Annotated in this window: 29 protein-coding genes; 9 read left to right on the forward strand and 20 right to left on the reverse strand. The window is 43.8% G+C overall.

Features of this window, described 5'->3' with window-relative positions:
* Positions 1-7: 7 nt before the first annotated feature.
* The 7 genes from AM506_RS16260 to AM506_RS16290 form a co-directional block, all read right to left on the reverse strand.
* Positions 8-1,978 carry a TRAP transporter permease gene (locus tag AM506_RS16260; RefSeq protein ID WP_060673534.1) on the reverse strand — a complete coding sequence of 657 codons (1,971 nt, stop codon included), beginning with the start codon at positions 1,976-1,978 and terminating at the stop codon, positions 8-10.
* 40 nt (positions 1,979-2,018) lie between these two features.
* The gene (locus tag AM506_RS16265) at positions 2,019-3,005 is read right to left on the reverse strand and encodes a TAXI family TRAP transporter solute-binding subunit (RefSeq protein ID WP_060673535.1); all 987 of its coding nucleotides are present in this window, start codon (positions 3,003-3,005) and stop codon (positions 2,019-2,021) included.
* 13 nt (positions 3,006-3,018) lie between these two features.
* Positions 3,019-3,675: a 3-oxoacid CoA-transferase subunit B gene (locus tag AM506_RS16270; protein ID WP_060673536.1), complete on the reverse strand. Its 657-nt coding sequence runs from the start codon at positions 3,673-3,675 to the stop codon at positions 3,019-3,021.
* Positions 3,662-4,348 (reverse strand): CoA transferase subunit A, encoded by a 687-nt coding sequence (locus AM506_RS16275; protein WP_060673537.1) that lies wholly within the window; start codon positions 4,346-4,348, stop codon positions 3,662-3,664. The genes AM506_RS16270 and AM506_RS16275 overlap by 14 nt, the downstream gene beginning before the upstream one ends.
* Entirely contained in the window at positions 4,323-5,741 is a 1,419-nt protein-coding gene (locus AM506_RS16280) for a CoA-binding protein (RefSeq protein ID WP_060673538.1), read from the reverse strand. The genes AM506_RS16275 and AM506_RS16280 overlap by 26 nt, the downstream gene beginning before the upstream one ends.
* Positions 5,738-7,789 (reverse strand): sigma 54-interacting transcriptional regulator, encoded by a 2,052-nt coding sequence (locus AM506_RS16285; protein ID WP_200908462.1) that lies wholly within the window; start codon positions 7,787-7,789, stop codon positions 5,738-5,740. The genes AM506_RS16280 and AM506_RS16285 overlap by 4 nt, the downstream gene beginning before the upstream one ends.
* A gap of 279 nt (positions 7,790-8,068) precedes the next feature.
* Positions 8,069-8,329, reverse strand: a complete 261-nt coding sequence (locus AM506_RS16290; RefSeq protein WP_060673539.1) for an alpha/beta fold hydrolase — start codon at positions 8,327-8,329, stop codon at positions 8,069-8,071.
* A 475-nt stretch (positions 8,330-8,804) separates the two neighbouring features.
* On the opposite strand from AM506_RS16290, the gene AM506_RS16300 reads away from it, so the two are divergent.
* Positions 8,805-9,323 carry a hypothetical protein gene (locus tag AM506_RS16300; protein ID WP_060673541.1) on the forward strand — a complete coding sequence of 173 codons (519 nt, stop codon included), beginning with the start codon at positions 8,805-8,807 and terminating at the stop codon, positions 9,321-9,323.
* A gap of 33 nt (positions 9,324-9,356) precedes the next feature.
* On the opposite strand, the gene AM506_RS16305 is transcribed toward AM506_RS16300, so the two are convergent.
* From AM506_RS16305 to AM506_RS23175, 3 genes are all read right to left on the reverse strand, one after another.
* Positions 9,357-9,848, reverse strand: coding sequence for an LURP-one-related/scramblase family protein (locus AM506_RS16305; RefSeq protein WP_060673542.1), 492 nt, complete (start codon positions 9,846-9,848; stop codon positions 9,357-9,359).
* 124 nt (positions 9,849-9,972) lie between these two features.
* On the reverse strand, positions 9,973-11,040 hold the full coding sequence (locus AM506_RS16310) for a thermonuclease family protein (protein ID WP_060673543.1): 1,068 nt from the start codon (positions 11,038-11,040) through the stop codon (positions 9,973-9,975).
* Between the two features lie 211 nt (positions 11,041-11,251).
* On the reverse strand, positions 11,252-11,560 hold the full coding sequence (locus AM506_RS23175; RefSeq protein WP_060673544.1) for a hypothetical protein: 309 nt from the start codon (positions 11,558-11,560) through the stop codon (positions 11,252-11,254).
* A gap of 114 nt (positions 11,561-11,674) precedes the next feature.
* Here AM506_RS23175 and AM506_RS16320 point away from each other — a divergent pair, with 114 nt between their 5' ends.
* A complete protein-coding gene (locus tag AM506_RS16320) occupies positions 11,675-12,763 on the forward strand; it encodes an FAD-dependent oxidoreductase (protein ID WP_060673545.1) in 1,089 nt (362 codons plus the stop codon).
* Between the two features lie 174 nt (positions 12,764-12,937).
* On the opposite strand, the gene AM506_RS16325 is transcribed toward AM506_RS16320, so the two are convergent.
* Positions 12,938-13,195, reverse strand: a complete 258-nt coding sequence (locus tag AM506_RS16325; RefSeq protein WP_060673546.1) for a DUF3949 domain-containing protein — start codon at positions 13,193-13,195, stop codon at positions 12,938-12,940.
* A 204-nt stretch (positions 13,196-13,399) separates the two neighbouring features.
* Here AM506_RS16325 and AM506_RS16330 point away from each other — a divergent pair, with 204 nt between their 5' ends.
* On the forward strand, positions 13,400-13,900 hold the full coding sequence (locus tag AM506_RS16330; protein ID WP_082386408.1) for a fasciclin domain-containing protein: 501 nt from the start codon (positions 13,400-13,402) through the stop codon (positions 13,898-13,900).
* A 75-nt stretch (positions 13,901-13,975) separates the two neighbouring features.
* On the opposite strand, the gene dhaK is transcribed toward AM506_RS16330, so the two are convergent.
* A complete protein-coding gene (gene dhaK / locus AM506_RS22260; RefSeq protein WP_082386409.1) occupies positions 13,976-15,733 on the reverse strand; it encodes a dihydroxyacetone kinase subunit DhaK in 1,758 nt (585 codons plus the stop codon).
* Positions 15,734-15,921: 188 nt separating this feature from the next.
* Here dhaK and AM506_RS16340 point away from each other — a divergent pair, with 188 nt between their 5' ends.
* Positions 15,922-16,296 (forward strand): YciI family protein, encoded by a 375-nt coding sequence (locus AM506_RS16340; protein WP_060673547.1) that lies wholly within the window; start codon positions 15,922-15,924, stop codon positions 16,294-16,296.
* Positions 16,297-16,416: 120 nt separating this feature from the next.
* Complete coding sequence (locus tag AM506_RS16345) at positions 16,417-16,920, forward strand: DinB family protein (RefSeq protein ID WP_060673663.1); 504 nt, start codon at positions 16,417-16,419, stop codon at positions 16,918-16,920.
* A 50-nt stretch (positions 16,921-16,970) separates the two neighbouring features.
* On the opposite strand, the gene AM506_RS16350 is transcribed toward AM506_RS16345, so the two are convergent.
* Positions 16,971-17,543, reverse strand: a complete 573-nt coding sequence (locus tag AM506_RS16350; protein ID WP_060673548.1) for a sugar O-acetyltransferase — start codon at positions 17,541-17,543, stop codon at positions 16,971-16,973.
* A gap of 22 nt (positions 17,544-17,565) precedes the next feature.
* Entirely contained in the window at positions 17,566-18,606 is a 1,041-nt protein-coding gene (locus tag AM506_RS16355; protein ID WP_060673549.1) for an NAD(P)-dependent alcohol dehydrogenase, read from the reverse strand.
* A 198-nt stretch (positions 18,607-18,804) separates the two neighbouring features.
* Between AM506_RS16355 and AM506_RS16360 the strand changes: the two genes are divergently transcribed.
* A complete protein-coding gene (locus tag AM506_RS16360) occupies positions 18,805-19,218 on the forward strand; it encodes a MerR family transcriptional regulator (protein WP_060673550.1) in 414 nt (137 codons plus the stop codon).
* Between the two features lie 72 nt (positions 19,219-19,290).
* Here the strand turns inward: AM506_RS16360 and AM506_RS16365 are convergent, their stop codons facing one another.
* Positions 19,291-20,058 carry a nucleotidyltransferase domain-containing protein gene (locus AM506_RS16365; RefSeq protein ID WP_060673551.1) on the reverse strand — a complete coding sequence of 256 codons (768 nt, stop codon included), beginning with the start codon at positions 20,056-20,058 and terminating at the stop codon, positions 19,291-19,293.
* Between the two features lie 18 nt (positions 20,059-20,076).
* Positions 20,077-20,919 (reverse strand): hypothetical protein, encoded by an 843-nt coding sequence (locus AM506_RS16370; RefSeq protein WP_060673552.1) that lies wholly within the window; start codon positions 20,917-20,919, stop codon positions 20,077-20,079.
* Between the two features lie 212 nt (positions 20,920-21,131).
* On the opposite strand from AM506_RS16370, the gene AM506_RS16375 reads away from it, so the two are divergent.
* Together AM506_RS16375 and AM506_RS16380 are read left to right on the forward strand one after the other, a co-directional pair.
* Complete coding sequence (locus tag AM506_RS16375) at positions 21,132-21,728, forward strand: hypothetical protein (RefSeq protein WP_060673553.1); 597 nt, start codon at positions 21,132-21,134, stop codon at positions 21,726-21,728.
* Positions 21,729-21,887: 159 nt separating this feature from the next.
* The gene (locus AM506_RS16380; RefSeq protein WP_060673554.1) at positions 21,888-22,385 is read left to right on the forward strand and encodes a DinB family protein; all 498 of its coding nucleotides are present in this window, start codon (positions 21,888-21,890) and stop codon (positions 22,383-22,385) included.
* Positions 22,386-22,438: 53 nt separating this feature from the next.
* Here the strand turns inward: AM506_RS16380 and AM506_RS16385 are convergent, their stop codons facing one another.
* From AM506_RS16385 to AM506_RS16400, 4 genes are all read right to left on the reverse strand, one after another.
* Positions 22,439-23,200 (reverse strand): hypothetical protein, encoded by a 762-nt coding sequence (locus AM506_RS16385; RefSeq protein WP_060673555.1) that lies wholly within the window; start codon positions 23,198-23,200, stop codon positions 22,439-22,441.
* A 368-nt stretch (positions 23,201-23,568) separates the two neighbouring features.
* A complete protein-coding gene (locus AM506_RS16390; protein WP_060673556.1) occupies positions 23,569-24,177 on the reverse strand; it encodes an FMN-binding negative transcriptional regulator in 609 nt (202 codons plus the stop codon).
* Entirely contained in the window at positions 24,155-24,697 is a 543-nt protein-coding gene (locus tag AM506_RS16395; protein ID WP_060673664.1) for a GNAT family N-acetyltransferase, read from the reverse strand. The genes AM506_RS16390 and AM506_RS16395 overlap by 23 nt, the downstream gene beginning before the upstream one ends.
* A 14-nt stretch (positions 24,698-24,711) precedes the next feature.
* Positions 24,712-25,164: a MarR family winged helix-turn-helix transcriptional regulator gene (locus tag AM506_RS16400; protein ID WP_060673557.1), complete on the reverse strand. Its 453-nt coding sequence runs from the start codon at positions 25,162-25,164 to the stop codon at positions 24,712-24,714.
* A 275-nt stretch (positions 25,165-25,439) separates the two neighbouring features.
* On the opposite strand from AM506_RS16400, the gene AM506_RS16405 reads away from it, so the two are divergent.
* Positions 25,440-26,273 (forward strand): YitT family protein, encoded by an 834-nt coding sequence (locus AM506_RS16405; RefSeq protein ID WP_060673558.1) that lies wholly within the window; start codon positions 25,440-25,442, stop codon positions 26,271-26,273.
* The last annotated feature ends 17 nt before the right edge of the window (positions 26,274-26,290 follow it).

A 26,290-nucleotide genomic window follows, 5' to 3' on the forward strand; every position in this document is an offset into this window, starting at 1 on the left:
AGCCTCCTTAGCTGGATATTGTATGTTCAACAGACGTGCTTTTAGGATTGAATTTTTGATAGAAGAATACTAGTGCCAGAATGGCGAACCCAATGAGGTCCGTTACAATCCCCGGATTGATCATTAGGATTGCGCCAATAAATAGGATGATCCTCTCATACCAAAGCGCATTCCTCAAAAGCCATCCTTCTGCCGCACAAGCAACCCCTATGATGCCAATAATGGATGTAATCACTGATAGAATAATATGAGGAGCATCCCCTACAAGGAGCAATGTCTCTCCATAAACAAACATATACGGAACGATGAAGGCGGCAAGCCCCAGTCTTACAGCTGTCATTCCTGTTTTCATCGGATCCGAACCCGAAAGGCCAGCTGCAGCAAACGCAGCCAGCGCCACTGGTGGTGTGATTGCTGAAAGAGCAGCAAAGTAAAACACGAACATATGGGCAGCAAGCGGTGATACACCCAGTGCAATCAACGCTGGAATGGTAAGAGGTACTTGAACGATGTAAGCTGCAACCGTCGGAAGTCCCATCCCCAGGATAATGCTCGTAATCATAGTGAAAATAAGAGTCACAATTAAAATCCCACCTGAGATATCAATGATCATCCCACTGAATTTCAGCCCAATTCCAGTCAAGCCGATAATCCCGATAATAAAACCTGACGCAGCACATGCAACGGCGGTTTCAACGGCAGCCCTTGCCCCTAAATCGAGAGCTTTATACATTTTTGAGAATGATAGTCTTGTAGACTTTTTAAAAGCTGCCACGACGATCGTCACGCCGATTGAAAATAATCCGGCTCGCATAGGAGAAGTACCTGATGCCAACATCACGACGATCACGACTAACGGTACAAAGAACATAAATCCCGTCTTTAATACGGTTGAAACCTTTGGCAGATCTTCCTTCTTTAAGCCATTCAGTCCCAGTCGCTTCGCTCGTAAATCAACTTGAAAGTATAAGCAGCAGTAATAAAGAACTGCTGGTATAATGGCAGCCACTGCTATATCCATATAAGGAACCCCTAAATATGAAGCAATGATGAAAGCGGAAGCTCCCATGATCGGAGGCATGATCTGTCCTCCTGTAGAAGAAACCGCTTCCACAGCAGCTGCAAAATGACTTTTATATCCCGTTTTCTTCATTAATGGAATCGTGAAGGCACCCGTTGTCACCGTGTTGGCTACAGCACTTCCTGAAATGGTTCCTAAGATGGAACTAGCCACAATGGCCGTTTTAGCAGGGCCACCTCGATACTTCCCCATACCTGCAACTGATAAATCAATGAAGAATTGTCCTGCTCCGGAAACCTCCAGAAACTTCCCAAAAAGAATAAAAAGGAAGATAAAAGTGGCTGATACTCCAAGAGGGACACTAAAAATGCCAGTCACTGTATAGAATAGGTGATCCACGATCCACATGGCGGTAAATTCACGGTGGGAGAGTTCACCGGTGATGAGATGTCCAAATATCCCGTATACCAAACAAATGAAAATAATCAGTACCAGCGTATTACCTATCACACGGCGGGTCGCTTCGATTAGCAATAACCCTGATACGATCCCAATCGTGATTTCAAGCATGCTGAGCGGTTCAATATAACTCATCCGTGATGAGATCACCTGTGCGTTCATCACATAATAGGAATAACAGGCAATCGACAAAATCATAAACAGCCAGTCGTACCAGGGAATGCTCTCATTTTTCACTGCTTTTTTGGATGGCTTATAAATCGCAAATGTAAGAATCAGAGCAAATGCCAGATGGGCAGACCGCTGGAGTATCGACTCAAAAACACCAAAGAATGCCGTGTATAAATGGAACAAAGACATAAGGACAGCAACAATCGAAATGATTCTTGCAGCTGCACCCTTTAAAGAGCGCAGCTTACTGTTAAGGTTTCCATCTTCATCATATTGGGTTACAATTTCCGATGCTTCTATTTCTGTTGACGAATCCTTTTTAGTCATACTTTCACCTTCTTTTTCATGGATATAATGTGATTACTGCTTACTCAAGAGCGCCAACTTCCTTATAATATTTCTCCGCTCCAGGATGCAGCTTGCCTACATTGTTCTTAACTGAATACTCTGCATCAAAGTCTTTCATAATCGGTGACAATGTTGTCCACGTATCTTTCTCTTCTACCATCATTTTCGTAAGCTTATAAACTGTATCTTCATCCATTAGGTCATCGTTCACTAATAGAACCGTATAACCTGCAACCGTATTAACATCTTCCTTCACATTGGAATACGTTCCGCCTTCAACGGTATATTCCAAATAACCTTCATTCTTATCATGCAATCCTTTAATCGTTTCATCATCCAAAGGAATTAAACGAATTCCAAGTGTCGTATCAAGCTCTTGGAAAGTGGAGACCGGTGCTGCTACCATTCCTACGATTGCATCAATATGACCGTCACGAAGAAGGTCTGCTCCGTCAGCCGTACCAATATACTCAATTCCGCCAAGGTCATCGTAAGACATATCATTAAGCTTTAAAATATCCTGAAACGCAAGTTCTCCACTATATCCCTTAATCCCCGGGCTTACTTTCTTTCCTTTTAAATCCTTTACTGATTTGATATCTGAATCAGCGCGAACCACGATATGGAACACATTCGGATAGAGAGTCGCCACCGTGCTGACATTATCCACTTTTTCTTTAAAAGCATTTTCTCCTTTTAAAGCTTCTGGAACCGTCTGACCATTACTGAATCCAAGAGCAAACGTACCTTGACTTAGCCCCAATAGGTTGGAAACAGATCCGCCCTCGACCACTGTTACAGATGAATCAGGGAATACTTCACTCATTTTTTCTCCCATTGAACCGGATAATGTGTACCAGAAACCGCCCACTGTTGCTGAGCCGAACGCCATGTCTTTAGGTGGCCCATCAGCACTCTCTTTTTTAGTGCTTCCAGCTTCATCTGAAGAACATGCCGCTAATGTCATTAATAAAAAGGCTACCAATACGATTAAATATTTTTTCATCATTACGTCCCCCTTAATTTGATTTTATTTTTGTTTTTTCTACTAAATAGAATGGTGCGTCTGTTATTTCTCGCAGCCCTTCAACAGAAATGTCCGAGAGGATTTCAACCAAGTACATCTTTTCTTCCAAGAACTTGAATACCGCATGCTCCGTTACGACCATGTCCGCTTTTCTCACCCCGCTACTTGGATAAGAAAGCTTTTTCACAAGTTTAGGACTACCATTTTTGGACAAATGCATAGAAGCAATGATCATACGCTTAGCACCTGCAACTAAATCCATTGCTCCCCCGACTCCAAGGATGGTTTCACCTGGTACGGCCCAATTGGCAACCTCTCCGGTTTGATCAACCTGTAAAGCACCAAGGACTGCTGTATCAATATGCCCTCCCCGTATCATCAAGAAGGAATCAGAGCTGTCAAATAAGGAAGAACCGATATCCATGGAAACGGGTTTTTTACTGGCGCTGATCAAATCCATATCCACGTCCTCACCAGTTGGAGTAGGTCCCATACCAAGTAATCCATTTTCTGATTGGAGGTATACTTTTTTCTCTCCTAGATAATCCGGAATGAGAGTGGGTATGCCGACTCCTAAATTAACGATTTCATCTTCGTTTAATTCTTGAGCTACCCTCTTAGCAATAGTGATTCTTTCATACTGACTCAACGTATCTTCCCCCTTCCTTCACGTATCGGTTTTGAACGATGTAGTCGACGTATAAATGTGGTGTAACGACCTCTTCGGGAGCAAATGACCCAGCTTCCACAATCTCGTCCACCTCAGCAATCACAACCTTAGCAGCAGTTGCCATCACTGGATTAAAATTTCTTGCTGTCTTGTCATAAACTAAATTCCCAAGCGTATCAGCCTTCAGTGCCTTGATAATCGCTACATCTCCTTTGATTGCTTTTTCAAAAATGTAGGGCTCACCATCAATCACTTTTTCTTCTTTTCCTTCAGCCAGTTTCGTCCCTACACCTGTTTTTGTATAGAAACCACCGATTCCGGCTCCGCCGCAGCGAATCGCTTCCGCTAACGTCCCCTGAGGAATGAGCTCAATTTCCAATTCACCCTTTGACCAGGCTTTGACTGCATCCCGGTTGGTAGTAAAGTAGGATCCTTTTGCCTTTTTGAGCTTTCCGGCAATCAAAAGTTTCCCGAGGCCACGCCCTTCCTCCCCCAGGTTATTACTGATGATGGTTAAATTGTCTTTATTTGAATTCACCAGTTCATCTATAAGTGTCAGCGGTGTCCCTGAAAGGCCAAAACCTCCGACCAACAATGTGTCCCCACTTTGAATGTGAAGCAGCGCATCATCCAGACTTAATCGTTTCTTCATTTTGTTCCTCCCCTTGTTTTTGAGATTCCGAATAGTTCACATAAGCAGCAAAAGATTTAATGGCTGTGCTTTCATGGAAGAAATATGGCTTCTTGGTCTCTTTCAGAGTGTCTATGGCCAACTCATCGTTGTATCCCTGAGACATAAATATAGGTAGAAAAATGCAATTACTCTCTCTCATCAACGTTCGGATTTGTCCTGATAAAATTTCATTTTGATAGTCTACTTGGAACGGAAACGGCACGATGATATTGTCATAATCTCCTGATTCATGAAGTACTTCCAAACAGGAAGTCAACTTGGATAGATCGTCATAAACAATGGTGGTTACATCTAAAGGATTCATAAAGGATTTCTGAATTCCGGTAATGCGAATCATTTGTTGCTGTAGATCATCAGATAGAGGAGTAAGTTCAATATCATATTTATCGCATAAGTCCGCTAAATAAATCGAAGTAGCACCCGCCCATGAGAAAATGACGGTTCGCACACCCTTCGCTTTCTTATATGAATCGAAAAGCCAGGAAATCGCTACCACTTCGTCAATACTCTCCGCCTTGATTAACCCTGGATGATTGACCATTTCCCATGGAATGGCATAATCATTATTTCTGCCAAGATGATGCTTAACGGCAATCCTGGATATCTTCGAGTGACCAATAGGAAGTAAGATAACAGGCTTCCTGTGAAGATAGGCTTGATGAAGGAGACGAAAAAATCGTTCCTCTTCTGAAATCGATTCAATGATTAATAGAATCGTTTCTGTATCAGGGTCATTGATCAAAAACTCAAAGCAGTCATTCATGTTTATATCCATCTCATTACCAGGAGAAAGCCAGTAGGAAAAACCAAGACCCTTCTCATTTGCATCCAATACTGCCCTTCCGATGCTTCCTCCATGACTGATCAAACCAACAGACCCTTTATGAAAATTTTTAGGTTCAAATCGAGGTGAAAAGGAGATTCCCCAATTCCCAATAAAATGATAGAAACCAGGTGAATTCGGTCCATAAACCATTGTATCTGTACCTTTTACGATAGCTTTAAGCTCCTCTTCCCTAGTGATTCCATCCGTACCGCTTTCAGAAAATCCTGAGCTTAGAATGATTACATTTTTAACTTGTTTTTCTACGCATTCTTTTAATATTTTTGGGGTATGTATAAAAGGAACGATTATACATGCCAAGTCGATTTCTTCTTTAATCTCCAGTACACTTGGATAACAAGTCATTCCTGAAATCGAATCATAGTTGGGATTAACAAGATAAATATCCCCAGCGAATTTTGACTTTTGAAGATTAACCATCACACGTCCGGCATTCTGATGAAACCTCTCAGATGCGCCTATAATTGCAATACTTTCAGGGGAAACGATAGGTTGTAGTGTTCTCATGATTTTAATGATCCCCCTTCTAATTTTTTGACCTTCCTTACAATTGTGGAAGGATTCACCTTAAGAACGCGGGCTATGCCACGGTAAGACTTTTCTGTAAGAGACACCTTATAAATAAGCTCTCTTTCCAGCTCTTCTATCGCTTCCTTCAGTGGCAAAATTTCATTCACCACAATAGCCTTATCAGAAGCTGTTTTTTGTTCATCCGCTTTATTGAACAGCGAAAGTATATCGTTTTCACTAACTTCATAGTTTGTAGCTGTTACATATAATCTTTCAAGTATATTGACAAGCTCCCTTACATTGCCCGGCCATCTGTAACTGCTTAAAACTTGTATGGCTTTCGTTGAAAACCTTAGATGCTTATCATATTTAGAAGCAAACATTCTTGAATACGTATCGACCAGGAGTGGTATATCCTCCATTCTCTTTCTCAAAGGCGGAATGGAAATCGGTATGACATTCAACCGATAGAATAAGTCTTCACGGAAGTTCCCTTCTTGAACCAGTTCCTGAAGGTCTTTATTGGTAGCAGCAATGACACGGACATCTATCTTCTTGGGAGCTGCTGAACCTACCCGAGTTATCTCCATTTCCTGAAGGACCCGTAATAGTTTTACTTGAAGATGGGTGGGGATCTCTCCAATCTCATCGAGAAAAATCGTTCCATTGTTCGCTTGTTCAAACAATCCGGCTTTTCCCTTCTTTAAAGCACCCGTAAATGCTCCTCCCTCATAACCAAACAACTCTGATTCCATAAGCGTTTCTGGTATCGCTCCGCAGTTCACTTTAATGAATGGTTGTTCCATCCTTGGACTTGCCTGTTGAATTAATTTGGCTATTTCTTCTTTCCCTACTCCCGATTCTCCTGTCAGTAGAACCGTAACATCAACTTTAGCCACCTGTTCCACGGTTTCGATCAACCTCTTCATTACTGAAGATTCTGCTATGAAGGAACCAGTTTTCTCAGATAAGTGTAAGGTCTCCAACAGTGACTTTGCTTTCTCAAGCTCAGTCCTCAATGCATCAAACTCAGTCATATCTTTCACGTATATGACAATTCTCTCAATCATTTTATTGCTGCTATTTTTAATAGGATTCGCGGAAATGATTAACGAATTATCGTTGCCAATACTTGTTTCCATGACATTGTGCTGCTTGCCCTTGGCTACCACTTCACGGACAATTTTTTTAATAAAGGCAGGGGTTTCGGAGGTGTCGGAATCAAGATTAAATAGAGAACAAAAGCTTTGATTACTTTTAATAATGGTTCCTTCCCCATCTGTTATACAAATTCCGTCGGTTGAGTTTTCTAGTACGGTTTCCTGCTCCTTTAAGAGCTGTTTGACTGATTCAAGTTCATTCGAAACGAATTCAATCTCTGAAATATCCTGAAAGACGCCTACTGCCCCTGTAAGGTTTTCACCATCATAAAGTGGTGTTCTGTGTGTTAAATACATCCTGCGTCCCACACGATATTTTTCTGTGTGCCCCTTGCCAGTCCGAATTACATTCAATAAGCCACTTGGTGTAACGACATCCGTCAAAAATTGGCCGATCGCTTTCTCTTTTGACGTCATGGCCATTTTTTCTGCAGGAGGGTTAATCGATGTGATTTTCCCCTCAAGATCAATCGAGAGAATGCCATTATGTGCAGATTTGAAAATTGCGTCCCAACGACTGACTTCTAGTTGAGAAAATTTGGCGAAGGAAGCCAAATACTGATCTTTCGTCAAGAATCCGGAAATATGTTCGTTCTTATTGAGTACCGGCCAAATATCGTAATCAATTTCTGCTATATGTTTTAATTCATCCATTTCATGAAGATATTGAAATTTTGTTTTATGAACGTCAGATAATGCTCTTTTCTTTTTTAGCATCCCACTTAATAGATCATTCTCTGTAAAACATCCCACCAGCTCATCCTTAATGTTATAAACCAACCCGCCCTTCACCCGAGATTCAAGTAAACGATTTGCAACAACTTCAATGTAATCGTTTTCAAAAAACTTTATAGAAGTACTAGTCATCGCATCTTTCACCAACAATGTGCTCGCTCCCTCTGAGTGATCCACTCATATATTCTTATTGCAAGAAGTGTGCCAACATTAAAAAGGTCACAAAATACTGACTATTCTAATGTTTTACAATATTTAAACTATAAAACATATCATAAAATGTTGCAATATCGCAACAAGTGTTGCGTGAGTGCCATTATCCAACTGAGAATAAGGTCGAAAAATAGAAAAAAGACCCATATGTCTTTTATTCATTAAAAAAAAACGTTGCGTTTAAGCAACGTTTTACTAATTTTATTAGTTAGAAGATTAGAAGTGTGGATAAGCAACGGTTTTTATTTTCTCGGTTAGGGGAAGCATGGGGACGGTTCTATTGGCGGTGGTCCTGGGATGCGGGGATATTGTACTTTTCCCGTACCCAGCCCGATGGTACAGGATGATCGTATACTCTTTCTTGATGGTGTCAATGAATGGCAGCCAGCTATAGAAGGAATTCCCGATCCTCGTTTCAAAGACGAGGACCTGTTTTCCTTCCCCTACTTTTAGATATTCATGATCGAATTCGTACATGTTAGTCCTCCTTTTTATCATGTCTATTATGTAATATTATGGTAACATAAAAGAGTATTTTGCTAGTATTGAATGAAACGAGGAACCAGTTGTGTCTATAGCTAGTGGGAACGACCGTATGGGATGCAGCAAGCATCATGCTTTCAGCTTGGTGCTACGATCTAGAAAGGTGGAGGTAAAATGAAATACATAGTTGGCATGTATGTTGTGATGGCTATAATGGTATGTGTGAATTTGATAAGTGGGTATCTTCTAAAAGGAGACTACTGGGCTATCGCAAGCTGGTTGCTTATCGCCTTATTTTTCTTCGGCACTTTATTCTTCATTAATGCTAGATATGTATTATCGAAGAAGAAGGTTGAAAGTTAAAAGAAGCACGAGAATGAACCCCGTGCTTCTTTTACAGTTACACCTTTCCTTAGGTCACTATCCTACCCCATATGAATACATATGAAGGGGAGGAGGAATGACCAGTATGATTCTTAAGATGATTGATTTAAGTTTAATGGCTGAACACCTGCCTGTTCATAAAGCTGAATTGGATAAGTTAGCTTCATATATATGTACCATTCAAGACTCAGAGATCAAGCAAGCAGCCACAGAACAGTACATGATCATGCAAAACCATGTGAAAGTAATGATTGCCCTTATGGATCCCGTTCAAAATGAAACGATAAGTATCGAAGACCTCCATAAATGGGACCCTGTTCAATTTAACTGTCAACAAAAATATACAAGCATGAGCCAGGAGAATATCCTAAAAGAACTCGCCACTACTGCCGAGTCCATGGCAAACAAAAACTTCAACTCCGGGCTAAGAATGAAAGCTGAAAATGTACGCAATATTCATATTCACATGGCCCTGCAGCAAATAACGATGCTTAACCGTTACAATGCCCTAATGGATAAATTCCTCAAAGATACAGCTCCAAGAAGTTCGAGAAAAGAACAGGAAGAAACGTTGGAGACATTTAGAAAGATGTTTAACCTTTGAAGGAAGCACGGGGACGGTTCCCGTGCTTCTTTTTTAAAAGGTCGCCGTATTATTCGCCTGATCCGCCTTCACACAATCAATCGCAATCACAAGGGCCAGGATCATCGTTTCCATCTCTTCCTCTAATATCTGCACCCTGTAACTGTCGCCCCAACTGAACCACTCTTTCCCAACTTCTCCTACGACTCTTCCCTGATGTAACACCTGAAAGTCCATATCCATCCAGTTTCCATTCACTTCAATTCCTGCCGCATCAATAGAATACCTGGCCTTTAGAAAGGAGAATTCTTTCTTGATCGTCACCAAATCCTGACCATTCACCTCAACAAAGAATGTCGGCAAAAAGCTCAACACCTTCTTCGTGATCAGGGCTACTTCATTTCGATCTGTATTCATAATGGAGAAAGTCTTCGGGACCTTCATAAAGCTCCCTTCGACATAATAAACGTCCTTCTCATCCTGGTCCTTTACGGTGAATTTCTCGCTGAAACTGAATACCTTTTGTTTGATGTATAGCTGTTTCATGATTTTCCTCCCCCATATTAGTCCTTACATTATTTACGATTGAGTTGGGGTTAAGTTCCAATATTTTACCTTTCACCAGAAAAAAAGCCATCCCCTCGAGAAAGGAATAGCTCATACTCTCTCTTTATCTCTCACACGCCCAGTCATCTTTATCCCGGTCATGCTTCGGTGCATAAGCAGGATGATCGGAAGGGACTCCATCCGGATAGACTTTTCTCAATTCGGTACAGTTTTGATAGTACTCCTGCTGTTGAGTAGCTGCCGGTTCTTCCGTTGTTGCACTGGGGCTGGAATTAGATGTTGTCGTTGTTTTCTTTTCTTCCTTTGGATCCAAATCCCCTTTAGTCGTGCCATTTTCACCGTAAGCCCAGAGCCCCGTTCCTTTCTCCCTTGCTTCCCGGGCAAATTTCACGAAGTACTCGCTGTATTTCACATCCGGGTTGTAGGTGGACGGCTCGGCATATCCGTTTAATACCAGGTCGGCATTGAACATCTTGGTCCGTATTTCTTCTTCATCCATGTCATCCTTAGGGATTTCAAGCCAGATCAAGCGAAGGGAACGATTGTACCGATCCGTTTCGGACACATCTTTTTGGAGCCAGACCGTTTTGCCTTCTAACTTCTCGGTCGTATAGTTACTTGCTTCTTTTCCATACTCTTCTGTTCTCGTTGTGGACTCAGGAGTGTTGACACCAATGAACCGTACTTTTCTTCCATCCTTCAATTCGACTGTATCACCGTCAACCACCCGGGAAACCAGTACTTCTTCCATTCCGAAAGTGTCGGCAAGCTCTTGCTGCTCTTTCACTTTCTCAGCTTCCGCTTTTTCCTTTGCCGCCTGTTCTTCCGCCAGTCTCTCTTCTTCCTTGGCCTTCTTCTCTTCTGCCGTCTTCTTTTCTTCCTCTGCCTTTGCCGGTTGATCAGCTTCTTTATCAGCCTTCTCAGTGGTGGCTGCTTTATCCACTTGATCTGATGGCGCTGCACACCCCCCGGTGATGGCGACCACAACCCCGACCGTAATCAACCAGCCTGGTTTCCTTAAGAACATCCTTCTGCCTTTTCTCCTTTGAGAAGTTTGGTATAAGCTAACCCCCACGATCAATAATCCAATCCATGCTGCAGGTGCTATTATAGCCAGAAGCAAGGTGAAAATGATGATACAGGCAGCCAAGATCATACATGACCCTTTCATTTCAGCACTCCTTTTTTCGTTATCTTGATTCCCTTTGGCTGACCGCAAAATTTTTAACAGATTTGAATATTAATTGTATTATAAAATTGCTTATTTATCAGATAATATCGCAATTTAGTACTGCACGAATAAAAAAAAGAGCAGAAGAGCCACGTAGCTGCTTCTGCTCTATTTCAATGAGGGACAGTTCCGCTCCCCACCATGCTTCACCCTAAACAGAATCGAAGCAAAGAAATTGGCCAAGAAAAATATTCAGCCGGTTCTTTTCCTCTTCAGCTTTTAAAGCGATCAAGAAGCGATATTGCATAGGTACGGTCAATAGGGAGATCAATACGTAGAAGCAGAGGGACGGTTCTCCTGCTTCCAATTCATAAAAAAAGAAGCACGAGAACCGTCCCCGTGCTTCAGGAGTAATAAGCTGCCGCGTTGAAATAGAGCGGCGATATGTGGTGGAATCCCTAAACAAACGGGGCACTTCTTTAAAACAGTGCTCCAACATGACAATTTCACGTCTCGTCATCGTTTTAGGTACTCCCCAGTTGAATTTTCAGCTTTAAAATTTTTAAGAACGAGTAGAATGAATTGGTTTTTCCTATACTAGTACTAGGAGAATGAAACCAAGAGGAGTGAGCTTATGAAAATCGCGATTATCGGTGCTGGGTTGGCCGGTCTTTCCTGTGCTTTGACCTTGGAGAAATATGGGTATCAAGCGGATATCTTTGAAAGAAGAGCGATGGTGGGGGATCGTTTTGTTATTGCAGAAGCCATGTTTTCTATCTTTCACTCTCCTTTTCCGGATGTAGTAAAATATTTATCTGAATCCCATGATATTCACCTTAAACCTACGACCAATATTCAAAAACTACACATTTATTCTGAGAACGAGCACTCTTTTTTAGACGGGCACCTGGGATTTACAAATATGCGGGGGAAGCATCAAGAATCATATGAGAAGCAACTTGCTAACCAGTTAAAAGGAGAAATTCAATTCAATAAAAATGTATCCTATAAAGATATCTCCAAAGAGTACACGCATGTGGTTCTTGCGACAGGTGACGCATTAGATACTAAAAAAATTCAACCCTATAATGTGGCTTTCAAAGCTACTTTTAAAGGGGCAGCAATTGAAGGTAATTTTAATCAAACCGAGGCCTACACGTTCTATAATAACCATTTTGCACCGAAAGGCATGGCTTATGTACTGCCATATTCTGATTCGGAAGCCTCTCTTGTATTAGTCTATCCCCAATATCCCGAAAATGAGATGCTGGTTAAAGAGGAGCTTTGGGAAAAGTGTTTGACAGAATGCCACAGGAGACTGGATCAAGACTTCAAAGTGATTAGCGAATTTTCAATTAAAGATTATCGAATCGGAAAAATTCAAACCCCGAGAATAGGGAATACCTTCTTTGTTGGCAACTGCTGGGGGGCTATTACACCTTTGTTTGGATTTGGGCAATTTGAATCGATGATGACCGGAATTTATGCCGCCTATGATATTGTCGGAATGGGCGATTATGAAAAGCTGATTCAACCATTATCCAAGGGCTACCATGATTCTCTTACCCTGCGAAGAACTATAGAAAAGTTCGATAATAAGAAGCTTGATCTATTAACAAAATCAATGAGGAATGAATTAATTGAAAGCTTTGTCACAAGTAAAAAATTCAGTGCTATGAAAATATTGAGCAACATTATTCATCCATACTTTCGTAAGTCATAACAATCATTGCCTGATCCCCTCAAACCTTTATCATTGTATTACGCTAAAGGTTTATGTTTCTGGATTTATCATAAAGGCTCTTTTCCTATAGTTTGTTGCTATTGGAAGCATGGGGACGGTTCTCCCGCTTCCAACTCACTAAAAAAGGAAGCACAGGAAACCCTCCCGTGCTTCTTATCTATGCTTCAAACGGTATAAAACAGATGCAAGGACATTGGCCAAAAAGAATAACGGGTTCCCCTGCATATTCCCATGCAGGCTCAACTCTCCCGCATTCATGGCATCATACATCTCTCCCTGTTTCTTTCCTATCAGCCGGTTCTTTTCCTCTTCAGCCTTTAAAGCGATCAAGAAGCGATATTGCATAGGTACGATCAATAGGGAGATCAATACGTACAAACCGATAACAGCTAGAAATATAGTGAATTCCATTTCAAATCCCTCCGTAAGTCCAACGTTTTTTCCATTTTATTAATATGTATACGTTTTACTGATATGGAAAGTTTCGTTAATGGAACTCTTTTGTCTTAGAAACGGTTCCCCTGCTTCCGAAAAAAAGGAATGGATAATCCTGCTAAACCAGCACATACTACTTTCTGAGTAAACAGATGTTTACATAAAAAAGGAGGTAGAATCATGAAAAACAAAACATTTGCTTTGATGATGGTTGTATTTATGGCGTTCCTGACTCTTTCGAACGGAGTATCGGCCAATGAAGGCGGAACACCGGCCACGAAGGATATCGTTGATACGGCTGTGGAAGCCGGTCAGTTCAAAACCCTTGCAGCTGCTCTAGAAAAGGCAGGACTTGTGGAGACACTGAAAGGTGAGGGGCCGTACACGGTATTCGCGCCGACGGATGCTGCATTTGAAAAACTTCTAAAGAAATTAGGTATCACAGCTGAAGAACTACTCGCTAGAGAAGATCTAAAGCAGATCCTTCTCTATCATGTCCTTTCAGGTAAAGTTATGTCTACAGATCTGAAAGACGGTCAAAAGGCAGAGACACTGGCCAACAAGACAGTTGATATCAAGCTGAACCCTGTTCGTGTCAACAACGCCAACGTAGTGAAAGCTGATATCCAGGCTTCCAATGGTGTCATTCATGTGATTGATGAAGTGTTACTTCCGGAGTAAGGAAGCAGGGGGACGGTTCTGCTGCTTCCCACATCTAGAAGAAAAGAAGCAAGGGGAGCCCCCTTGCTTCTTTCTTTACCTTAAGCTCTCCGATAACTCTGTAAATATTACCCCAAGCGCATAGGCACCCGCATCCGGATGTCCAAGGCTTCGTTCCCCAACAGTACCGGCACGTCCCATCCGAGCAACGATATCTTTCGTTTTCTCGGCACCTTCTACTGCGGCATCCGCTCCTTTTTGGAATGCGGTCTTGAAGTCGTCTCCGTCTGCGGCACTTTGTGACCAGGAGTCTGCACATGGAACGAGTGCATCTACGAGGGTTTTGTCCCCGACCTCTGCTCCTCTGCCGAAGGATCTCTCGCCTGTATCCTGGATTCCTTTCACAGCCGCCTGCAGCATATCCGCGAATTCTTTCACGGTCAATTCCGTTCGATCCTGCGCTGCTTTTCCAGCAGCCCGGAATGCGGATCCCCAGATCGGACCGGAAGCACCTCCGCAGTATTCCATGATGACCATGGAGCTTGCATCCAGGAAGCTGCCGATTGTCAGGTTTTCCTGGCCTAGGATGTCTTTCCACTCCCGCTTCAATTGCTTGAAGCCTTTCGATACGCTCATCCCGAAATCACCGTCTCCGGCATGGGAATCCAATTCGCAGAATGGCACTTCATTCTTGATGATCGTGTCGCTCATTTTATCCACGAGATAAATCATGTTTCCGAGTGTTGCTTTATCGTTTTTAATCACAGCGTGTTCTACAGGTGTCTCCACTTCGAATGATACTGGTTTCTCTTCCTCATCTTCCTCGAGATCGATGTACTCCACACCCGGTACCGGTCCGTCCACTCTGAATGCAGGCGCAGTGCTCTCACTGGATAGCAATGTTTTCAGCTCTTCATCAAGCTTCATCACGGTCAGGGAAACGCCTGCCATATCGATGCTTGTCATGTAATTGCCGACAAAAGCACGGTTAATCTGGATTTTTTTATCCGCCAAGATCCTGGTGATGGAATTGTTGAACAGGTATAGTTCCTGTAGCGGAGTACCACCAAAGCCGTTGACTAGAATCGCAAGCTCTGAAGAATTACCATCCTCAATTTTCAGATCCTTCAGCAGGTCGTTTACCATCCGCTCAGCCAGTTCGTCTGCAGACGCCATTTTTTCCCGTCTTGTCCCCGGCTCACCGTGAATCCCGACGCCATATTCGATTTCGTCGTCATCCAATTTGAACGTCGGAGATCCACTGGCTGGCACCGTACAGGATGTCAGAGCGAAGCCGATGCTGCGGACATTCTCGGCGGCTTTCTCTGCCACGGCTTTCACTTCCAGCAAGCTTCTGCCTTCTTCAGCAGCCGCTCCCGCAATTTTATGTACCAACACCGTCCCCGCGACACCGCGGCGTCCCACTGTATAAAGGCTGTCTTCCACGGCAATATCATCATCCACTTTGACATACTCAACCGGGATGCCATCTTCTGACGCCATGTGTGCGGCATTTTTAAAGTTCATGATATCTCCGCTGTAATTCTTTATGACGAGCAGGGCTCCCTTTTTACCGGCCGTCGCTTTGATTGCCTGATAAACCTGGATCTGTGAAGGCGATGCAAACACGTCACCGCACACGGCAGCATCTAACATCCCTTTCCCAACGAGTCCCGCATGTGCAGGCTCATGTCCACTTCCACCGCCGCTGATCAACGTTACCTTATTCTCATTCAAATCCTTTTTCTTCATCACCTTATACTTTTTCATAAACTCAAGCTCCGGATGAGCCATGGCCATCCCATTGCACATCTCCACGACCAAATCTTCCGGTTCATTCATGACTTTCTTCATTCATAACTCCTCCTTCAGTTTTGTCATTGACCAAATTATCTCACTCACCACAGGAAAACGAAAGTAAGAAGCATGGGGACGGTTCTGCTGCTTCCTCTTGATGAAGATCAATTATGGTAAGATTAAATTATTAGAATTTTACAAAATATTTATGCGCAAAAAAATCGAATGACCTAGGAGAGATAAAGATGATCTTTTTATGTATGGGCTATTTCAACTCTGAAAAAATGGATGCACGTCCAAGTGCTGAGATTGAGGCTGTGATGGAGGAATGCCAGCCCCACACGGAGAAATTTTATGAAAGTGGGAAAGTGCTTCTTGATGCAGGTCTCGAGTCAGAAATCAAAAACCTGCGCCGTGTGGACGGGAAGGTCATGGTAACAGACGGCCCGTTTACAGAAACAAAAGAGATGATAGGCAGCATATTCATTTTTGAAGCAGAGAACATGGATGAAGCGATCGAGCTTGCCTCTATTCATCCGACCACGCAATTGAATATAGGAGAAGAGTTCGGATGGCGGATAGAGATTCGTCCTGTGCATTATTTTAAGAATGATAAGTGAGTTATCCGTAATCCTTTTCACACTATTTTAAGGAGTGGATGATTGACACCAAGAGTGGGAAGAGGAAAAATAATACCCTTATTACAATTCGGTGCATTTCTTCAGGAAGGAGAAAGGAACGTGAATGACCTTAAATTGATTGAAACATACAAAAGCTTTTTACAATCATATTCTCCGGAGCAACTAAGGTATATACCTGAGCATGGGGTCTGGTCGATCGGTCAAATGTATGACCATCTAATTGTCGTGGCTCATGAGTATCTGGACAGTGTCGAAGCTTGTGCGATAGCTGATGGAGAGCAAACGCAGGGAAAAACAGAGTTTGGTGAATATTTATTTAACATTGGTGGATTCCCGCCAATTAAAATCCACTTACCGCCCGAACTCAATGCTCCCCCGGATAACACAAAAACGAAAGAGGATATGATGCAAGAGCTTGATCAACTAATGGAACGAATGACAGAATTGAAAAAGAAAGTGGATGAAATCAACCCGAACTACAAACAGGAACATGGAGGCTTTGGATGGCTGAATGCCCAGGAGTGGTTTGAACTCGTTGGAATGCACTTCCGTCATCACCTTCGTCAGAAGTATGAATTAGATGAAGCATGGGGACGGTTCTGATGCTTCTTCAAAATAAAAAAAAGAAGCAAGGGAACCGTCCCCTTGCTTCTTCACTCATCAATCCCTTTCACGATTTTCGCAGGCACTCCTGCAACTACCACATTTTCAGGAATGTCCTTCGTGACGACCGCTCCTGCCGCGATGATGGAATTGTCCCCGATGGTGACGCCGGGCAGGATGGTGGCATTTGATCCGAGCCAAACGTTCTTCCCTAATGTCACCGGTGACGCGAATGTGGTGTTTCGCGTCTCCAGTGGCAATCCATGATTCAGTGTGGCAATCGTGACATTCATGCCGATCAGTGAACCGTCTCCGATGTGGATTCCGCCTCTGTCCTGAAAGGAACACCCTGTGTTGAAGAACACGTTCTTCCCAATGTTGATGTTCTTTCCAAAGTCCGTATAAAATGGCGGGAAGCACATGAACGACGGATCCACATGGGTGCAGGTCAATTCGCTGAAGATCTCAACGATTTCTTCCTTGGAGTGATAGGAGTTATTCAACTCCATCGTGATCCTTTGAGCTTCGTAACTGCATTGAGTCAGAAGGCCATGCAATTCTTTATCTTCACCCGAAATGGGGTTGCCTTCTCTACAAAACGCCAGGAATTCGTCCATATTCATGTTCCAGACACCTGCCTAAATTTTATATCGTGCTCGTATCAATCACAAATCGATACTTCACATCAGAACCCAATACCCGTTCGTACGCTTCATCGATGTAATCGGCGGAAATCACTTCGATCGAAGGCACGATTCCATGTTCCCCGCAGAAATCAAGCATTTCCTGGGTCTCGCGGATGCCTCCGATCATGGAGCCGGCAAATGAGCGGCGGTGGCCGATCAATGAGAATACATTGACTTCGAGTGGCTCAGCAGGTGCTCCTACATTCACCATCGCGCCATCAAGCGTCAACAGGGATAAGTACGCACTGATATCAATCTTGGCACTTACCGTGTTAATGATCAGATCGAATGTACCAGCAAGCTTCTCGAACGTCTCCGGCTCGGTAGTAGCATAATAGCCTTCCGCACCGAATTCTAATCCATCTTCTTTTTTATTTAACGTACGTGAAAGAACCGATACTTCAGCTCCCATGGCGTGAGCGATCTTGACCGCCATATGACCGAGTCCACCCATGCCGACAACAGCTACCTTTTTCCCTGGGCCAGCATTCCAATGGTTCAATGGAGAAAACGTCGTAATCCCTGCACACAACAAAGGTGCCGCAGCGTCAAGCTCGATATTATCAGGAATGCGAAGGACGAAATCTTCCGTTACGACGATGTGAGTGGAATATCCGCCTTGAGTCGGCTCACCATACTTATCCACACCTGCATATGTAGGTACATTTCCTTTCAGGCAGTACTGCTCTTCCCCTTCACGGCAGTTCTTGCATTCGCCGCATGAATCAACCATGCATCCTACCCCGACCCGGTCGCCGGCTTTGTATTTCGTAACCTCGGAACCGACTTCCGTAACGATTCCCGCAATCTCGTGACCGGGAACGAGTGGATACTTCACTTCTCCCCATTCACCGTGTGCCGTATGGATATCAGAGTGACAGATACCCGCATACTTGATTTCAATCAGAACATCATGCACATCCAGATCGCGCCGCTCGATTTCAGCCTTTCTGAACGATTTATCAGGACCGTCTACAGCTCGTGCTTTAGCAATTACCATGAATAAAAACCTCCTGTAATAGTAGCTTTCAAGAGAGAATGAACTCTTGTTAAACCAATGGTAAACCCTATAGTTAACTCTAGGTCAAGAGATAACCCTCCCTGAATCTGTTTTGACAGCTAGTGATAACCGTGCTACGATTTTTCCACAACCATAGAGTTATCTCGACGTCTAGATGACGGAAAAAGGAGCACAAATATGAAGACTTATTCCATTGGAGAAGTGGCGAAAGAACTGAATCTCTCCATCTATACCCTGCGATACTACGACAAGGAAGGCCTCATGCCTTTTGTCGAGCGAACAGAAAACGGCACCCGACGATTTAAAGAATCGGATATCTCCGCATTACACATCATCGAGTGCCTGAAATCCACCGGCATGCCTATCAAGGAGATCAAGCACTTCATCGACTGGTGTGCTGAAGGAGACGCCACCCTGCAACACCGTTATGACATGTTCCTCGAAAGAAAAGCCTCCGTAGAAGCAAAGATCAAAGAACTCCAGCAAACCATGGAAGTCATCGACCATAAATGCAGCTATTATAAGACCGCTTTGGAAGCTGGTACTGAAGATATTCATAAGGGGAAAAAGATTGAGATTGTTAATCCATGAGGAAGCAAGGGGACGGTTCTGCTGCTTCCCCTCGACGTAAAAAAGAAGCACGAGAACCGTCCCCGCGCTTCTTTACCCCTCCAACACTTTCCCAACCATCAACCTCATAAATGAAACGACTTCTCCTTCACCAAGCTCTTCCCTAATCCATTCAAACTCACTTTCTAACAGACTCGCAATCTTCCGTACCGCTTCCCCATGATGTGACGGTGTCATCGCCTCATAAATCTCCACCACACGATCTTGTCGTTCTTGTGGCAAATCCCTGTGAATCGTCTTCAATCCAAGCACAGCCCGCTCCTTCGCGTACCGCGAAAGCAGAATGATCGTCACGCATCTCATCGAGTGCCGCAGCATTTCCACTGCCCACGTATCATTCCCTCTCGCTGCTGCTTTCTGATACTGAAACAGAAACCAGGCGGAGTCGAGGACGTTATCGGTGAACTGCTCTTTTGTAACGGTGAGGTTTTGGCTAGATTCATATTTCCCCATCAGATTGTCAGGATCGTATAACACCGTAAAGAAATCCTTCTCCTGTATAGTCTTCTCCGTCACCGTGAACAGATCGATGTGCAGCCAATCTTCATAGATGGCGATGATCTGCGGCGCGATGATGAAGATGTCATCGTGAAAGATGAGGTCCTTGTACGCTTTCAAATGATCGAGACGGCGGGTCAGGAATTCCTTTTCTTCCCCTTCCTCCACTAAACAGTACAGGTCGATATCGGAATGTTCATCGTGTTCTTTCCGTCCCATGGATCCCTTGAGGAATACGCTCCGGACGCTTGGGTCTTTTTTTAGGCTTTCAAGTACTTTTCTCACCGCTGCTTCTTGACGCATATGTACGTCCCCTCTCTTTTAACACTTTAAATTCCTTGCCTTCCTGGGGTTATGGACCTCCAGCCACCTCTCAGATTCCTGAATCATCCACTCACCCATCCGACCTAAGAAATCCAAGATTTCAATTGGATCGTCAACCGGGTTAATCGCATATTCCACTGCTTGCTTCATTTCGGATTCTTTTTCGGGGTAGTGCTTGGAAAATAGCTTATAGGCCGGATATAAATCTCTGGTATACGTTTTTTCTTCATTTATGACCAGCGCTAACCCAGCCCGGACGATGATTTTCATGATCCACACGCAGCAGTCCGCTATATCCTCCCGGTCGTCATTTCCATTAAGATCTTCTTTTGCCAGTTCGATCTGTTTCGCTACATTCACAAGGTGTTCGTTCCCAAGACTTGTATCTGCTTTATAATCAGGTAGATGCGCCTTCACATCTTCCCCATACACACAGACACTGTGCGTTTTAATCATGAAAGGCATGATGGAAAAGGCTTCGGTGTTTAAAATATCTTCCTTTTCGTAAAAACTGAATTCCACTCCATTTATACACGGAAACCTTTTGTTCACCTCTTGCTCCGCCTTCTCTACCCAATTCAGGTCTAAATCCTTGATCCTCCTATTTGTAATGGCGATCGTATCCAAATCGGACACCCCCTCAATCTCCAATCCACGAGGGACGGACCCTCTAATGTAGATGCTGTGCAAGTCCTCTTTCAAATGAGTTTGATACCATACGATTACCTCTTCCACCACCTTTAGAAAAACAGGTCCGATCTTCTCTACTCTTGAATCATTGATGAGATAACCATTCGCATCCATGGGACAAAAACGTCCAATTTCCTTTATTTTAGTCAATGTATCACTCCTTTTTGAACCAGAGGGACGGACACCCTGGCTGGTTAAAAATGTCGATTACGCCATTATACCAATTTTTTCATATGAAACATATATTCAAACGGGAATTTAAAATAGAACCTTCCCCTTACCAAAAATTCATAAAGGTAACCATTTACAATAAATTACAAGGAAGTGTTTTACATTTAAATCTTATAAGGAGGAATATTTTTATGAAAAAGATGAGTTTTCTAATGGCTGGTGCCCTAGTCATGATGCTTGCAGGTTGTGGTGGGGATGCGGCTGTCGAGGAACTTGACAAGAATGATACGCAAAAAGCCGAGGCCAAGACGACGGGTGCGTCCGAAGAAAAAGCAGAGAAAAAAGCCCAGGAAAAAGATATTTGGACGTATTACAATGACGCCACATGGTCCGATGATTACAACGGCTTGAAGATGGAAATCCAGAAGGTTGTCGTGAGCGATAAAGCCCCTACCATGGAAGACGAGAACGCTAAATCGTCGGCCGTCGGTGTGAAGTTCAAAATGGAGAATACAACGGAAGGCAAGTTCACCTTCTACCCGGATCAGGCCGTCCTCGTCACCAGCACCGGTGAACAAATTGACATGCCGGACATGTGGGTCTCAGACAGCATCGGCGGTGAGATCGACAAAGGCGTCATCAAGGAAGGCAATATCATCTGGTACCTTGAACGTGGCCACGCCGAAGACATCGAGTGGATCAAGATGGAATTCAACGGGCATCAGGGAGCCGAAGATGACTTTGAGAGTGAGATGAAGGAGTATGAGGTTGAGTTACCATTGAAGTAGAGTGTGCAGGGGGACGGTTCTGATGCTTCCCCTAAGCATAAAAAAGAAGCACGAAAACCTTCCCCTCGCTTCAAAGCCAGCGCTTCAAAGAAGCCTCATTTCATCTTCCCATGATACAATGAAAAGGAAAGTATCATTTAAAATTCAGGAGGGAATACCATGTTCACATCCAAAAATGATTTCCTACAAGAATGGAAACAAGAAGCCGCAGTCACCCAAAAGGTAATGGACGCACTGACAGACGAGTCACTGAAACAAGAGGTGGCACCTGACCTGTACAGCATCGGAAGCGTCGCCTGGCACATCACGGGAGCTACATACTACTTCCCGGCTCAGGTTGGCATCACATTCGAAGTACCGGATCTTCGCAAAGAAGCACCGACATCCGCTGCAGAAATCAGCGAAACGTATAAGCTCGTCAGCGACCGTCTGGTAGAAGCCGTTTCTGAGCAGGTATCTGATGAGAAGATGAACGAAATGGTGAATCTCTTTGGAATGGAAATGCCGGTCCAAGCCGTATTCCGCTTATTGATTCAACATCAGGCTCATCACCGTGGACAGTTAACGGTTCTCATGCGTCAGGCTGGTTTGAAAGTGCCTGGTGTGTATGGTCCGAGTAAGGAAGAAATGGAAGCAATGAATGCGCAGAAGAGTTAATGAGTGAGGGACAACCGGCGGGAGCCGGTTGTTTTTAATATGTAGAGACAAGTCTATTTTATGATTACTCCCTGAAAATCCTCGTCGACTGCAGCTCTGTTCTGCACTTTTGCACGGAGATCCTGAATAAATGGCTCCGCATCCTCCATATAAATCAACGCCTTCTTCACCAATTTCCTCTGCCCGAAACACCCTCTCGCCTCTATCGGTTCCTTGAAGATGATTTCATACCTCAACTCATCGATCATCCCGAAGACGCGGGTGAACACCCTAGGCAGCATGGCGACATGAAACACATTTTTCTCGTGGATGATGCCCCCGCTTTTTGCATATTGGGTTCTGGCCGGCTGTATGGCCGAAACATCCTCTATGTTAAAACAAAGAGACCTCCGCACTCCGATTTTCATCTCTACCTGGTTTTCCTTGAACGCAATCGGAGAGTTCCGGACAAGATTATAGTCCCCGAGCATATAAAGAATGCTGTAGACATGCAGTACGACAAGGATATCCGCCCGGAGTGGATCCACGTCTTTTAAATAGTAATGAAACGCGAACGCTTCGATCACCTGTTCATGAAGAAGCGCGATGAACAGCCAGAAATAGTTGGAGCCTTTATGATAAGCATACGTTCCTTCACTCGGCTTCACCTTCCATCTGAACAGGGCATAGTAGAAGACGATCGCTTCTTTCTTTAAAATCGTGACCAAGGGATTTTCCTCCATGTGGCCTCTTCTATATTTTATAAAAAGAATAATGGCACCGATGTCCGCCAGTACAATCAGGATAACGAGTGAGATGATCAGTTGAGTGTCCATGGTCTTCCTCCTTTATCCAACCAAAATCCATATATACCCTTTTATGGAATTATCATCTTAAATGTAAGGTATCCTTTGTAGGATGTATAGGGTTATTTACCGTTTTTTCTTAATAGACAAGGGATTGTGACGGAATGGTTAATAAATGGAAATCACGGTTGACTGGGGAGGAGTTTTTTGAAGGTGAGGACGTGGCTTGTTATAAACGTACCAAAGCCAGGTGGACAGCATAGCCGGTTCACCTGGCTTTGGTTAGGATATATCCTCTTTTTCTATTAAATATGGATGATAAATCTATGAAACAGTCAAATTCAGACTGAACGGGGTCTTAATAGAGGGTGCCAGCTACGTCTATAAGCTAACCTCCCCTACTTCAAATTCCCCTTCATCCAAGAAGCGATCTGCTGCTCATCGGTGGTTGGTTTCTGCTCAAGTTGATGAATGACCCGCTCTTGCCTTTCAGTGGAATGATTTTGACTTAGTTTCGCTTTGCCTTCAATCTGGTTGATCTTGATTTTGAACCCTTGAACGCCCCTGCTCATGCCGGTGAGCAATGCAGGGTCCAAATCCCCCAGGCTGTAGGAACTGCCGGGGGCTTCGAAGGTTGATACCAATTCGTCCAGAGAATCAACGAGCTCATTTTCGTCCTTTATCAGCTCGACTTCCCCGTACACATGGACCGACACATAGTTCCAGGTCGGAACCGTTTGATCCGACTCGTACCATGATGGGGAGATATAACAATGAGGACCGTGGAAAACGACCAGGACGGTTTGCTGTTCGATCTCTTTCCACTGAGGATTGGGACGTGCAAAGTGTCCGTATAAATACGTATTTTCTTTGTTTAACAACAGCGGTAAGTGCGTGGCAACCGGTTTCCCGTCGTGTTGGGAGAAAAGGGTCGCAAAGCTGTGCTCTTCGATGACCCTAAGCGCCACCGATTCATCCGTGATCTTAAAGTCCTTTGGTGTATACATAATGAATCACCTCTTTGGTCAAAATCAAATCCGTCTGTTCCTCATCCCCCATATAAAAAGAATGGGCTCCCGTCTCGACAAACCCCATTTTCTTATAAAAGGCAATGGCGTTTTCATTCTTTTCCCATACCCCAAGCCAGATGGTTTTCAGGTGTTGTTCCCTGACCATTTCCTCTGCTTTATTCAGCAGATATTTGCCGAGACCATGTTTCTGGAAAGTGCTCTTAATATAGATCCTCTCGATTTCCAGTGATTCATCCCCCATCTCTTCCGACTGGGCATCACCGGTATTGATCTTTAAATATCCGGCGACGTCGTCGTGAACGTAAACCAAATAGAATTGTGAAGAACGATGGGATAATTCGGTTTCTACTTGTTCCACGGTAAACGCCTTTTCTAAATAAGCTTTCATATTTTCCGGTGAATTTTGATTCTTAAAGGTCTCATTGAATGTATCATAACTGATTTCTTGAAGTGTGTGTGCATCTTCAAGAGTACATTTTTTCAATCTGATCGTCATAAGCGTCTCCCTCATCAATACTGCCTCTTGTTTCCCTTTTTCACATATTCCCAGTCTTTTTCAATATTTTTTCTGGCCCTTTCAAGGAGATCGACCAGAATTTCGGCTTCGCTTTCGGAAAATCCCTCCAGTGCCACAGAATTTGAATGATCATTTTCCCTTTTGATAAAAGGATAGACCGTCTTCCCTTTCTCGGTTGGGAACAGCTTTTTAATTTTCTTATTCTCTTTGTCTTCTTTCTTTTCAATAAAACCATTGATCTCGAGTTTCTTAATCGCTCGAGCTGCAGTCGTCCGGTCCACCTTGATCATCTCGGCTACCTTTTCCTGAATGATGCCCGGGTTTTCACATATGCGCACAAGGTACAAATACTGCCCCTTTGTCAGGTCATATTCCTTGAATTCAATATTACTAATTGAATCCAGTGCCCTTGCAATCATGCCGATTTCACGAAGAATCCCTGTCATACATAACCTCCTCAGCACGTCCTTTAATGTAAATGCAGTCATCTAAGTATAGTTTCAATATACTAGGTTTTTGTTGTATTTACAACATAATACCCTCTTACATAAAGCGCAGCATGGAGACGGCTTGTTCTTCTGAAGAAACACTGACTGTCTGTTTCTTCAGAAGCATTTCCAACCATCCATAATCCACCTATCAAAAACCACCCAACGGACCTGTCCCCCCGGTCCCCCATATGCTATAGTATCCTAGTATCAATCAAGAACGGAGTGAGCATATGAATTCAACAACGAAAGAAATCACACTGATTATTATCGGCTCCTTATTCTTCGCCCTTGGGGTCAATTTGTTCGCGATTCCGAATGAGCTTGGGGAAGGCGGCGTGACGGGGATTTCGATGATCCTTTACTATGTATTCGATTGGTCGCCGGGTATCACGAACTTCGCCATGAACGGGGTTCTGCTCGCCATCGGATATAAGGTTTTAAATAAACGGGTAACATGGTACACCATGCTTGCCATCTTCTTTACCTCCCTCTTCATTCAATTGACGGAAGGAATGGGGGACTCGGTCGACATCATGCTCGGTACCGTATTTGCCGGGGTGTTCATCGGGATCGGACTCGGCCTTGTCCTGCGTTCAGGCGGGACGACGGGTGGATCCACGATTGTGGCCCGCATGCTGAACCAGCGATTCGGATGGGGCGTCAGTACGAGTATGTTCGTGTTCGACATCATTGTCGTCCTCAGTTCCATGTTCGTCATCGGAATTGAAAACACGATGTACACCGGAATTTCCATCTATATCAGCACGAAGATCCTCGATTACCTGATCGATGGATTCGATACACGGAAGGCGGTCACGATCATCTCCCAGGATACCGATGCCATCGCCGAGAAAGTCAGCGCCAAAATGGATCGCGGCGTCACCCTCATCAACGCAAGAGGTCACTATTCCAAAGCGTCGAAAGATATCTTATACGTCGTCATCAACAAGCAGGAGCTCTTCCTCCTCAAGAAAATGATCCAGCAGATCGACGAGAAAGCATTTGTGGTCGTTCATGATGTGCGGGATGTATTCGGGGAAGGATTTACGTTTCCGAAGACGTAAGCATGGGGACGGTTCTC

This window comes from Rossellomorea vietnamensis (genome assembly GCF_001305855.1).
GTDB lineage: Bacteria > Bacillota > Bacilli > Bacillales > Bacillaceae_B > Rossellomorea > Rossellomorea vietnamensis_A.